This window comes from Pseudomonas sp. 10-1B (genome assembly GCF_000935045.1).
Lineage (GTDB): Bacteria > Pseudomonadota > Gammaproteobacteria > Pseudomonadales > Pseudomonadaceae > Aquipseudomonas.
The window spans coordinates 15,620-28,041 of sequence record NZ_JYKS01000047.1 but is presented as its reverse complement, the minus strand read 5'-3'; the positions used below and the strand labels follow the sequence as shown (position 1 = coordinate 28,041).

6 protein-coding genes and 1 pseudogene are annotated in these 12,422 nt (G+C 64.2%); all 7 read right to left on the bottom strand.

The window, feature by feature from the left end:
• Positions 1 to 390: 390 nt before the first annotated feature.
• On the bottom strand, positions 391 to 1,881 hold the full coding sequence (locus TZ03_RS22580) for an efflux transporter outer membrane subunit (protein ID WP_051100500.1): 1,491 nt from the start codon (positions 1,879 to 1,881) through the stop codon (positions 391 to 393).
• The gene (locus tag TZ03_RS22575; protein WP_051100498.1) at positions 1,878 to 4,985 is read right to left on the bottom strand and encodes an efflux RND transporter permease subunit; all 3,108 of its coding nucleotides are present in this window, start codon (positions 4,983 to 4,985) and stop codon (positions 1,878 to 1,880) included. Before TZ03_RS22575 ends, TZ03_RS22580 begins: the two co-directional genes overlap by 4 nt.
• On the bottom strand, positions 4,982 to 8,080 hold the full coding sequence (locus TZ03_RS22570) for an MdtB/MuxB family multidrug efflux RND transporter permease subunit (protein WP_051100496.1): 3,099 nt from the start codon (positions 8,078 to 8,080) through the stop codon (positions 4,982 to 4,984). The genes TZ03_RS22575 and TZ03_RS22570 overlap by 4 nt, the downstream gene beginning before the upstream one ends.
• Positions 8,077 to 9,387, bottom strand: a complete 1,311-nt coding sequence (locus TZ03_RS22565; protein ID WP_051100494.1) for an MdtA/MuxA family multidrug efflux RND transporter periplasmic adaptor subunit — start codon at positions 9,385 to 9,387, stop codon at positions 8,077 to 8,079. Before TZ03_RS22565 ends, TZ03_RS22570 begins: the two co-directional genes overlap by 4 nt.
• A 346-nt stretch (positions 9,388 to 9,733) precedes the next feature.
• Positions 9,734 to 10,234 (bottom strand): thiol peroxidase, encoded by a 501-nt coding sequence (gene tpx / locus TZ03_RS22560; RefSeq protein WP_051100493.1) that lies wholly within the window; start codon positions 10,232 to 10,234, stop codon positions 9,734 to 9,736.
• A 168-nt stretch (positions 10,235 to 10,402) separates the two neighbouring features.
• Entirely contained in the window at positions 10,403 to 11,683 is a 1,281-nt protein-coding gene (locus TZ03_RS22555) for a serine/threonine transporter (protein WP_051100492.1), read from the bottom strand.
• A 427-nt stretch (positions 11,684 to 12,110) separates the two neighbouring features.
• Positions 12,111 to 12,287: pseudogene (locus TZ03_RS22550) on the bottom strand (enoyl-CoA hydratase); the annotation flags it as partial.
• Positions 12,288 to 12,422: the final 135 nt, after the last annotated feature.

Below are 12,422 nucleotides of genomic sequence, written 5' to 3'. Positions count from 1 at the left end.
GCGAAGAATCCAGCATGGTGGATGGCACCGGCTTTGCCGGTGTTCGCGGCTAAAGCCGCTCCCGCATGGACCGCGCAGGCCCACAGCCTGCGCCCGAAACCTGCACAGTACCTGTGGGAGCGGGCTCGCCCGCGAAGAATCCAGCATGGTGGATGGCACCGGCTTTGCCGGTGTTCGCGGCTAAAGCCGCTCCCACATGGACCGCGCAGGCCCACAGCCTGCGCCCGAAACCTGCACAGTACCTGTGGGAGCGGGCTCGCCCGCGAAGAATCCAGCGCGGTGGATGGCACCGGCTTTGCCAGTGTTCGCGGCTAAAGCCGCTCCCACATGGACCGCGCAAGATCAGATTTTGAGCAAGACAGTTGCCCCCACAAAAGCTCTGCGTGTGCTTCAGTCCTGCTCGGCAAACGCCTGTTCGGCGTCCCAGCCGCCGCCCAGCGCAGCCACCAGTTGCACACTGGCCACCAAGCGCCCTTGCAGCAGGTTCAGCACGCTGCGCTCGTTGCTCAGCGCCGTGGTCTGCACGTTGACCACATCCAGGTAACCGATCAGCCCGGCGCGGTACTGGTTCTCGGTCAGGCGCAGCGACTCGCGGGCGGCTTCCAGTGCCTCCTGGCGCACCGCGGCTTCATCGCCATACACCTTCAACTGCACCAGCAGGTTTTCCACTTCCTTGAAGCCATCCAGCACGGTCTGCCGGTACTGCGCCACAGTCTGGTCATACGCCGCCACCGTGCGATCCACCTCGGCGCTACGCTTGCCAGCGTCGAACAGGGTCAACGCCAGCTGCGGGCCTACCGACCAGTAACGGTTGGGCAGTTCGATCCAGTTGCTGAAGCTGCTGCTGGAGTAACCGCCACTCATGCTCAGGCTCAGGTCCGGGAAGTATGCCGCCCGCGACACGCCGATGTTGGCGTTGGCAGCCATCACGTTGCGCTCGGCCGCGGCGATGTCCGGGCGCCGCTCCAGCAACTGCGAAGGCAGGGCAAGCGGAATCTGTGGCAGCGCCGGAATGTCCTTGCTGTCGGCCAGGGCAAAGTCCGCCGGAGGCTTGCCCAGCAGCACGGCAATGGCGTTCTCGAACTGCGCGCGCTGCCAGATCAGGTCGATCAGGTCGGCCTGGGTGCTCTTGAGCTGGGTGCGCGCCTGGGCCACCGCATCCGGGCCGGCGACACCGGCACGGTACTGGTTTTCGTTCATCCGCAGCGAGCGTTCATAAGCCGCCACGGTGGCTTCCAGCAGGCGCTTTTGCTCATCGATCACTCGCAGTTGCAGGTAGTTCTGTACCAGTTCCGACTGCTGGCTCAAGCGGATCGACGCGAGATCGGCCAAGCTGGCTTCGGCACTGGCCTCATTGGCGTTGAGGGTTTCGCGCAGCTTGCCCCACAGGTCGATCTCCCAGCTCACGCCCAGTTGGGCGTTGTAAGTGTTGCGAATGCCGCTGCTGTTGTTGGACAAGCTCGAACTGGAGCTGCCGGTACCCTGAGCCGAGCGGTTCTTGCTGACACTGAGGTCGAGGCTGGGGAACAACGCTGCACGGCTGCTGCGCACCAGCGCCTGGGCCTGACGGTATTGGGCTTCCGACTGGGCCACGGTCTGGTTGCTGCGGTTGAGCTCCTCGACCAGCGCATTGAGCCCGGTATCGCCGTAGATTTCCCACCAGGCGCCACGGGCAATGGCGTCGGACGGCGCGGCCTGGGTCCAGCCCTCGGCGTGCTTGAACTGCGCCGCCGTGCTGTTCAGCTCGGGGCGCTGGTAGTCCGGGCTCAGGGTACAGGCGCTGAGCAAGGCCACGCACAACCCGGCGCCGAGCAGGCGTGAGCCACGCCCACGGGTCAGCATCTGCAGGGCACAGTGAAGTGGAGTCTGGGCAAAAGTCATAGCGGGGTATCCAGGGCGGCGTCGGTGCGCACGCCGCGCCAACGGTTGAAACGGTGACGCAGGCGGTCCAGGTACAGGTAGACCACCGGCGTCGTGTAAAGGGTGAGGACCTGGCTGAACACCAGGCCACCGATGATGGTCAGGCCCAGCGGCTGGCGCATTTCCGCGCCCTCTGCGTGGCTCAGCAACAGCGGCAAGGCGCCGAGGATGGCCGCCAGGGTGGTCATCAGGATCGGCCGCAGGCGCAGCAGGCAGGCGCGGCGGATCGACTCCTCCGGCGACAGGCCCTGGTGGCGCTCCAGTTGCAGCGCCAGGTCGATCATCAGGATGGCATTCTTCTTCACCACGCCAATCAACAGGAACAGCCCCAGCAGCGAGATCAGACTGAACTCGCCCCCTGTGACGTACAGCGCCAGCAAGGCCCCCACGCCGGCCGAGGGCAGTGTCGAGAGAATGGTCAGCGGGTGAATGTAGCTTTCGTACAGGATGCCCAGCACCAGGTACACCAGCACCAGCGCGCCAAGGATCATGAACGGCTGGCCCTCCTGGGTCTTGGCGAAGGCGTCGGCGGTACCGCCCAGCTTGGCGATCACCTCCTCGGGCAGGCCCAACTTGGCCACCGCGCGCTCCAGCGCCGCCATGGCCTGGTCGGGGCTGTAGCCTTCGGCGACGTCGAAGGCGATGTCTTCGGAGGCGAACTGGCCTTCGTGGCTGACCCGATCGTTGGCCAGGCTGTTCTCGTAGTGGGCGATGGTCGACAACGGCACCCGGGCGCCGTCGGCGGTGATCACCTGCACTTGCTCCAGGGTACTCGGGTCCCAGGCGTATTTCGGGTTGATCTCCAGCACCACCTGGTACTGGTTGAGGCTGTCGTAGATGGTGGAAATCTGCCGCTGGGCGTAGGCGTTGTTCAGCACTGTGGTGACCATGTCCATGTCGATACCCAGGCGCTTGGCCTGGTCGCGGTCGACCACCAGGGTCACCTGTTGGGTGCCGGCACCGTCGCGGGCGTCGATGGCGGTCAGCTCCGGCAATGCACGCACGGCCGCGACCACCTTGGGGAACCACTCGCGCAACGCTGCCAGGTCGCCGCTCTGCAAGGTGTACAGATACTGCGACGACGTCTGGTCACGGCCACCACCGCCCAGTTGCAAGTCCTGGTCGGCCATCAGGTACAGACGCCCACCCGGCACCTTGGGCATCTCCTTGCGCAGGCGCTCGATGACCTTCTGCGCATCGATCTTGCGCTCGCTGATCGGCTTCAGACGCACCAGCACCATGGCGTTATTGGTGCCGCTGTTGCCACCGATGAAACCGGCAACGCTCTGCACTGCCGGGTCGGCCAGCAAGGCACGGCGGTAGATTTCCATCTTCGGCTGCATCACGGTGAACGACAGGCCGTCGTCGCCACGGATGAAGCCCATCAACTGGCCAGTGTCCTGCTGCGGCATCAGTGTCTTGGGCACCACCACGTACAGGGCGATGTTGATGCCGATGGTCACCAGCAGGCTGAACAGGGTCAGGCGCTTGTGCCGCAGGGCCCAGCCCAGGCTCCGGTCATAGGCGTTGACCATGCGCTGGTGCAGCTTGTCGCTCCAGCGCTGCAGGCGGGTCTGCTCGGCCTGATGCGGCTTCAGCCAGCGGGCGCACAGCATCGGCGTGAGGGTGAGCGACACCACAAGCGACACGATGATCGCCGCCGCCAGGGTGATGGAAAACTCCTGGAACAGGTTACGCACGATGCCGCCCATGAACAGGATGGAGACGAACACCGCCACCAGCGACACGTTCATCGACAGTAACGTGAAGCCCACTTCCTTGGCGCCGAGGAAGGCCGCCCTCATCGGCGGCTGGCCGTCCTCGATATGCCGGGAGATGTTCTCCAGCACCACGATGGCGTCGTCCACCACCAAGCCGGTGGCGAGGATCAGTGCCATCAGCGACAAGTTGTTGAGCGAAAAGCCGCACAGGTACATGACCGCGAAAGTGCCCACCAGCGACACCGGCACCGCCAGGCTGGGGATCAGCGAGGCGCGCAGGCTGCCGAGGAACAGGTAGACCACCAGGATCACCAGCACCACGGCGATCAGCAGGGTGTGTTCGGCCTCCTTGAGGGTGGCCTTGATCACCGGGGAACGGTCCATGGCCACGTTCAGTTGCACGCTGGCCGGCAGCAGCGACTGCAGGGCGGGCAACTGCGCCTTGATCTGGTCGACCGTTTCGATGATGTTGGCGCCAGTCTGGCGGTTGACCACCAGCAACACCGCACTCTGGTCATTGAAGAAGCCGCTGTTGTAGCGGTTTTCCACGCCGTCGGTAATGGTCGCCACGTCGGACAGGCGCAGGATGGTACCGTTCTGCTGGCGGATCACTACCGGCTCGTAGCTCCTGGCGTTTTCCAACTGGTCGTTGGCACGCACCTCCCAGCTGCGCTCGGCGTCCTCGACAAAGCCCATCGGCCGGCGCTGGTTGGCGTTGGCCACGGCAGTGCGCACGTCGTCCAGCGACAAGCCGTACTGGTTGAGCAATTGCGGCTCGACGGAAATACGCACCGCCGGCAGCGAACTGCCGCCGATCTGCACCTCCCCTACCCCCTGCACCTGGGCCAGGCTCTGCGACAGGATGGTGTCGGCCAGGTCGTACAGCTGGCCTTTCTGCAGCACGTCCGAGGTCAGCGACAGCACCATGATCGGTGCCTGCGACGGGTTGATCTTCTTGTAGGTAGGCATGCTGCGCATGCCGCTGGGCAGCAGGTTGCGGGTAGCGTTGATCGCCGCCTGCACCTCGCGCGCCGCACCGTCGATGTCGCGGCCCATCTCGAAGCCGATGATCACCCGGGTGGAGCCCTGGTTGGAGCTGCTGGTCAGTGTGGTCACACCGGCGATACTGCCCAGCTTGCGCTCCAGCGGCGTGGCCACGGTGGACGCCATGACCTCGGGGCTGGCACCGGACAGGTTGGCCGACACCACGATCACCGGGAAGTCCATTTGCGGCAGCGGCGCCACCGGCAGCAGGCCGAAGCTGACCCCGCCCAGCAGCATGATCGCCAGGCTCAGCAGCATGGTCGCTACCGGGCGACGAATGAAAGGACCGGACAGGTTCATGCCTCGGCCTGCTGCGCGTCAGTGGCCGGGCGCCAGCGACGTGCCAGGCGGTCGAAATACAGGTAGATGACCGGTGTGGTGAACAGCGTCAGCACCTGGCTGACCAGCAGTCCACCGACCATCACCAGGCCCAGTGGCTGGCGCAGTTCGGCGCCGGAGCCGGTGGCGAGCATCAGCGGCACGGCGCCGAACAGCGCGGCCAGGGTGGTCATCAGGATCGGGCGGAAGCGCAGCAACGCCGCCTGGTAGATGGCATCGCGCGGGCTCATGCCCTGGTGGCGCTCGGCCTCCAGGGCGAAGTCGATCATCATGATCGCGTTCTTCTTGACGATACCGATCAGCAGGATGATGCCGATGATGGCGATCATGCCCAGGTCATTGCCGCTGATGAGCAAGGCCAGCAAGGCACCGACCGCCGCCGATGGCAGGGTCGAGAGGATGGTCACCGGGTGGATGTAGCTCTCGTACAGCACGCCCAGCACGATGTACATGGTCACCACTGCCGCCAGGATCAGCAGCAAGGTGCTCGACAAGGATGCCTGGAAGGCCTGTGCAGCGCCCTGGAAGCGGGTTTGCACGCCCAGCGGCATGCCGATGTCCTGTTGCACCTGCTCGATCACCTGCACCGCTTCGCCCAGCGATGCACCGTGGGCCAGGTTGAACGACAGGGTTACCGCCGGGAACTGGCCGATGTGGGAAATCGCCAACTGCGCCTGGCGCTGCTCTATGCGCGCCAACGCCGACAGGCGTACCTGGCCGCCATCGGTGGCCTTGACGTGGATCGATTCCAGCGCCTGCGGGCCGATCACCGCAGCATCCTGCGACTGCAGCACCACGCGATACTGGCTGGCCTGGGTGTAGATGGTCGAGATCTGCCGCTGGCCGAAGGCGTCGTACAAGGCGTTGGTGATCTGCGACACGCTGATGCCCAGGCGGCTGGCCATGTCACGGTCGATCACCAGGTACACCTGCAGGCCCTTGTCCTGTAGATCGCTGGCCACGTCGGCCAGTTCCGGGCGCTGCTGCAGCGCCTGTACCAGCTTGCCGCTCCACTGCGCCAGCAGGTCGGCGTCCGGCGACGACAGGCTGAACTGGTACTGGGTACGGCTGACCCGGTCTTCGATGCTCAGGTCCTGCACCGGCTGCATGAACAGGCGGATACCCACCAGCCGGTCGACTTGCGGCTGCAGGCGGCTGATCACTTCGCTGGCGGTGACATCGCGCTCGCCATGGGGCTTGAGGTTGATCAGCAGGCGGCCGCTGTTGAGCGTGGCGTTGTCGCCATCGACGCCAATGTAGGACGACAGGCTCTGCACCGCCGGGTCCTGCAGGATCACCTTGCTCAGGGCCTGCTGGCGCTCGCTCATGGCAGCGAACGAGGTGGACTGCGGCGCTTCGGAAATACCCTGGATCACCCCAGTGTCCTGCACCGGGAAGAAGCCCTTGGGCACCACCATGTACAGGAACACGGTCAGCACCAGGCTGGCCACGGCCACCAGCAAGGTTAGCGGCTGGCGCTTGAGTACCCACTGCAGGGCACTGCCGTAGTGCTTGATCAGCCAGTCGATCCAGGCACCGCTGGCACGGTAGAAACGCCCCTGCTCTTCTTCCTTGGGCTCGCGCTTGAGCAGCCGGGCGCACATCATCGGCGTCAGCGTCAGCGATACCACCAGGGAAATCAGGATGGCCACCGCCAGGGTGATGGCGAACTCGCGGAACAGGCGGCCGACCACATCGGCCATGAACAGCAGCGGGATCAGTACCGCGATCAGCGAGAAGGTCAGCGAGATCAGGGTGAAGCCGATTTGCCGGGCGCCCTTGAGCGCGGCCTGCATAGGCGTCTCACCTTCCTCGATATGCCGAGAAATGTTCTCCAGCATGACGATGGCATCGTCGACCACGAAGCCGGTAGCGATGGTCAGGGCCATCAACGTCAGGTTGTTGACCGAGAAGCCAGCCAGGTACATCACGCCGAAGGTGCCGATCAACGACAGTGGCACGGCAATCGACGGGATGATGGTGGCGCTGAAACGGCGCAGGAAGACGAAGGTGACCATCACCACCAGGGCGATGGCGATCAGCAGTTCGTGCTGCACATCCTTGACCGCGGCGCGGATGGTCTGGGTGCGGTCAGTCAGCACCGAGACATCGAGACCAGCCGGCAGATTGTCGGTGATCGACGGCAGCATCTGCTTGATGCGGTCGACCACTTCGATCACGTTGGCACCCGGCTGGCGCTGGATGTTCAGCAGCACCGCCTGGTTCTCGTTGGCCCAGGCGGCCAGGCGTTCGTTTTCCGCGCCGTCGACGATTTCGGCCACGTCTTTCAGGCGCAGCGGCGCACCGTTGTTGTAGGCCAGAATCAGGTTGGCGTATTCCTCGGGGGAACGCAGCTGGTCGTTGGCGTCGAGCATCGACACCCGGGTCGGGCCGTCGAAGTTACCCTTGGGCTGGTTGACGTTGGAAGCACCGATCAGCGTGCGCACATCATCCAGGTTCAGGCCGTTGGCGGCCAGGGCGTCGACGTTGACCTTGATCCGCACCGCCTGGCGCTGGCCACCGGCGATGCTGACCATGCCCACGCCGCTGATCTGCGCCAGCTTCTGTGCCACGCGCGTGTCGACCAGGTCGTTGAGCTTGGGCAACGGCATGGTCTTGGACGAGATCGCCAGGGTCAGCACCGGGGTATCGGCCGGGTTGACCTTGTTGTACACCGGCGGTGCCGGCAGGTCGCTAGGCAGCAGGTTGCTGGCGGCGTTGATCGCGGCCTGCACCTGTTGCTCGGCGACGTCCATGTTCATGTCGAGGTTGAAGCGCAGGGTCAGCACCGAGGCACCGCCGGAACTGGTCGAGGCCATCTGCTCGAGGCCCGGCATCTGGCCGAACTGACGCTCCAGTGGTGCGGTGACGGCACTGGTCATGACCTGCGGGCTGGCGCCGGGGTACAGGGTCATGACCCGGATGGTCGGGTAATCCACCTGCGGCAAGGCGGAAACCGGCAGCAACTTGTAGGCGATCAGGCCGGCCAGGACGATGGCCAGCATGCTCAGCGTAGTGGCGACCGGCCGCAGGATGAACAGACGCGAGAGGTTCATGCGCCCGCCTTGCCTGCTGCTTTACCCGGCTGTGCCTCGCCCGTCTGCGCCGAGCCCTTGGTGTCCTGGCCCTGCAGGTGCTGGCCGGGGGTGGTCGGCACTTGCGAGCTGTCTTCGACCACTTCCACCTTGGAGCCTTCGCGCAGGCGGTCGGTGCCCTCCAGCACCAGGCGGTCACCCGTGGCCAGACCCTCGAGGATCACGCTGTTCTCGCCGTCGCTGGCACCGACCTTGAGCTTGCGGACGTTCACGGTGCTCTCGGCGTTGACCACATAGGCGAAGGTACCGTCGGTGCCGAACTGGATGGCCGCTGCCGGAGCGATGACCACCTGTTTGAGGGTGTCGGCCAGCAGGCGCACGTTGACGAACTGGTTGGGGAACAGGGCCAGGTCCTTGTTCTCGAAGCGGCCCTTGAACTTCAGGGTACCGGTAGTGGTATCGATCTGGTTGTCGATGCTGCCCAGTACCCCGGTGGACTGCAGCTTGCTGTCACTGCGGTCCCAGGCCTCGACCGGCAGGCTGGCACCGCTGCGGTAGCGCTCCAGCACCGTGCTCAGTTCGGTTTCCGGCAGGGTGAAGGCCACGCTGATCGGCTCGGTCTGGGTAATCACCACCAGGGCGGTGGTGTCGTTGGCCGCCACCAGGTTGCCCAGGTCGAGCTGGCGCAGGCCGACGCGGCCGGTGATCGGCGCGCGGATCTGGGTGAAATCGAGGTTCAGGCGGGCGTCGTTGACCTGCGCCTGATTGGTCTTGACCAGCCCCTGGAACTGCGCCACCTGCGCTTCGGCGGTGTCGAGGGTTTGTTTGGCGATGCTGTCTTCGGCATACAGGCCTTTATAACGGGCCAGGTCGACCTGGGCATTTTTCAGCTGTGCCTGGTTCTGTGCCAGGGTGCCTTCGGCCTGCTGCAGGGCGATACGGTACGGGCGCGGGTCGATTTCGGCGAGCAGGTCGCCGGCCTTGACCTGCTGGCCTTCCTTGAAGTGGATCTTCACCAGCTCGCCCGCCACGCGGCTGCGCACATTGACCGTGTTGGTCGCGGTGACGGTGCCCAGGGCCTTGTAATACAGCGGGAAGTCGCCTACCCGCACCGGTTCGACGCGCACCGGCACCGCTTCGCTGGAGCCGCCGAAACCTGGGCGCCCCCGCATGCCCATGCCCATGCCCTTGCCACCGCGCCCACCACTGGCCGCTTGATGCTCAGGCGTTGCTGCAGGCCACAGCCACCAGGCCAGTGCAACCACCAGCAGCAGGATCAGCAGGCCGACGAGCCAGCGACGGGGGGAACGGGAATTGGACGCTTGCATGGGTTGAACGAGCCTTGTTCGGAATGACGACTTGGAGAGGGTGAACGATAAGCACTGGCATCGTTTTAGCAAAGGCCCTTTACCAGAGGTTTACCTTTGCCTGACGTTGCCAAAACGCTGAACTTTAAATGAAAACGGCCCGGAAAGCGTTCCGGGCCGTTACAGGGTGTTGCTTGGAGCGGTGGCGGGCTGGAGGGTTCCGTTGCCTGTTCCGGCCTCTTCGCGGGCTTGCCCGCTCCCACAGGGATAGCACTGCCTTTGAAACCTGTGATGTACCTGTGGGAGCGGGCAAGCCCGCGAAAGGGCCGGTACAGGCGATAGACGCCCGCCCTGCCCCACACAACCCTTACTTCAATACAGCCAGCGCCGCATCATAGTTCGGCTCGTCAGCAATTTCGCCAACCAGCTCGCTGTGCAGCACTTTGTCGTTCTCGTCCAGCACCACCACAGCACGGGCGGCCAGGCCGGCCAGCGGGCCGTCGGCGATGGCTACGCCGTAGTTCTCGAGGAACTCGCGGCCACGCAGGGTCGACAGGTTCTTCACGTTCTCCAGGCCTTCGGCGCCGCAGAAGCGTGCCTGGGCGAACGGCAGGTCGGCGGAGATGCACAGCACCACGGTGTTGGGCACATCGTTGGCCTGGGCGTTGAACTTGCGCACCGAGGTGGCGCAGGTTGGGGTGTCGACGCTCGGGAAGATGTTCAGCACCTTGCGCTTGCCGGCGTAGTCCTTCAGCGACTTGTCAGCCAGGCCTTCACCTACCAGGGAGAAAGCCGGAGCCTGGGCGCCGGCTTGTGGCAGGTTGCCGTTGACCTGGACCGGGTTGCCTTTGAGAGTCACTTGAGCCATGACGAAATCCTTATGCGGGGTTTGAAAAGGACACTGAGTTAAGCATGAAGGCGGCCGGGTGCCTATGGGGGCAGGTGAAATTGTTCTATTGCCGGACAATTTTTGTGGACAAAAAAATGCCCGGGGTTGCTACAACCGCCCCGGGCATCCTTTATTGCAAGCGGCGAATCAGCCCAGCAGGCCGTACACCACCGAAGTCAGCGCAACCAGGCCGATCACCACGACGAACACGTTGGACGCTGCACCGCTGTACTTGCGCATCGACGGCACGCGGCGGATGGCGTACATCGGCATCAGGAACAGCAGCACTGCGAGGATCGGGCCGCCGAGCGATTCGATCATGCCGAGGATGCTCGGGTTGAGGGTGGCGACGATCCAGCACACCACCAGCATCAGTGCGGCAACCACGCGGTCCAGGGCCTTGGCCCCTGGGCGCGCGCCGGTCTTGGCGATGATGCCCTTCAGGCCTTCACTGGCACCGATATAGTGGCCGAGGAACGACTTGGCGATGGCCACGAAGGCGATCAGCGGCGCAGCGAACGCGATGGTCGGGTTGCTGAAGTGGTTGGCCAGGTACGACAGGATTGACAGGTTCTGCGCCTTGGCTTCGGCCAACTGGGCGCTGCTGAGGGTGAGCACGCAACTGAACACGAAGAACAGCACCATGACCACCATCAGCAGATGGGCGCGGCGCAGGATCTGGCCGCTGCGCTCATCGGCGTGCTCGCCGTAGCGGCGCTTCTGGTCGACGGCAAAGGCCGAGATGATCGGCGAATGGTTGAATGAGAACACCATCACCGGGATGGCCAACCACAGGGTATGCAGGAAGGCCGATGCCGGCGGCACCTGGGTAGCGCTGTCGAGGATGCCACCGGTCCAGTGCGGGACCAGGTACAGGCCCAGCAACGCCAGGGCGACGATGAACGGGTACACCAGCAGGCTCATGACCTTGACCGTGGCTTGCTCGCCGCAGCGCACGATGGCCAGCAGGCCGAGAATCAGCACGAACGACAGGATGGCCCGTGGCGGCGGCTGCATATGCAACTGGTGCTCCATGAAGCTGGACACGGTGTTGGTCAGCGCCACGCTATAGATAAGCAGGATCGGGAAGATCGCGAAGAAGTACAGCACGGTGATCGAGGCACCGGCGGTGAGCCCGAAATGCTCCTTGACCACCTCGGTGATGTCGCCGCCATTGCGCCCGGAGAGGACGAAGCGGGTCAGCCCGCGGTGGGCGAAATAGGTCATCGGGAAAGCCAATATGGCCAGGATCAGCAGCGGCCAGAAACCGCCGAGGCCGGCGTTGATCGGCAGGAACAGGGTTCCGGCGCCAATGGCTGTGCCGAACAGGCCCAACATCCAGGTGGTATCGTGACGCGACCAGTTGCCGAGGGTGGCGGGGGTCGATTCTACAAAGCGTTGTTCAACGCTTGGGGCCTGCTCATTCATTCCGGGTGAAGCTCCACTCGCAAGACTGCAACAGGCTGAGAATGGCGAAATAGACGTTTCGCCCAACTCAACCGAGAAATAGGGGCGCGATTGTGCACGGAAAGGTTGCACTTGCGAAGCCCCTTTCCGAGGAGCGGTTGCACTTGTCTTTACAAGCAGGGGTGTCACCAGGGTGGATGGACTGGTTGCGAGAATGTGGGCTGTGGGAGCAACCGCCTTGTATTGCCTGGGCTGGCCTCATCGCCGGCAAGCCCCACAGGGACTGCGCAAAGCTAGAGATCTGCGCGGTACCTGTGGGAGCTGGCTTGCCGGCGATGGGCTGCAAAGCAGCCCCAGCAATTTTTGCATGAAGGCTGAAATCCTGGGGCCGCTGTGCGGCCCTTTCGCGACACGAGGCCGCTCCCACAAAAAAGACCGCGTCAGCCAATCAATCCTTGATCAACCCCCGCAACACTGCTCGTGCTTCTTCAGTACGCAAGCACTCGATGAACAATCGGCTTTCCCGCGCCACCGTCGCCTCCAGTTCGGCCCGCTGGCTGTCCTTGAGCAAGCGCTTGCTGATACGCAGTGCCGCCTGCGGGTAGCCCTGCAGTTGCCGCGCCAGCTCCAACAGGGATCGCATCCGACAACCCTGATGCCCTTGCCAGAAACCATAGAATCTCCCACAGGTACTGCACACTTCCAAATGCTCAGTGCCAAACCTGTGGGTGCGGGCCTGTCGAGGCGTCGAACCGCCGCG

What these genes read in the sequence shown, in the direction of transcription:
- TZ03_RS22580 (WP_051100500.1), bottom strand. Translation starts at nt 1,881, where the DNA reads ATGACTTTTGCCCAGACTCCACTTCACTGTGCCCTGCAGATGCTGACC.
- TZ03_RS22555 (WP_051100492.1), bottom strand. Translation starts at nt 11,683, where the DNA reads ATGAATGAGCAGGCCCCAAGCGTTGAACAACGCTTTGTAGAATCGACC.
- TZ03_RS22575 (WP_051100498.1), bottom strand. Translation starts at nt 4,985, where the DNA reads ATGAACCTGTCCGGTCCTTTCATTCGTCGCCCGGTAGCGACCATGCTG.
- TZ03_RS22565 (WP_051100494.1), bottom strand. Translation starts at nt 9,387, where the DNA reads ATGCAAGCGTCCAATTCCCGTTCCCCCCGTCGCTGGCTCGTCGGCCTG.
- tpx (WP_051100493.1), bottom strand. Translation starts at nt 10,234, where the DNA reads ATGGCTCAAGTGACTCTCAAAGGCAACCCGGTCCAGGTCAACGGCAAC.
- TZ03_RS22570 (WP_051100496.1), bottom strand. Translation starts at nt 8,080, where the DNA reads ATGAACCTCTCGCGTCTGTTCATCCTGCGGCCGGTCGCCACTACGCTG.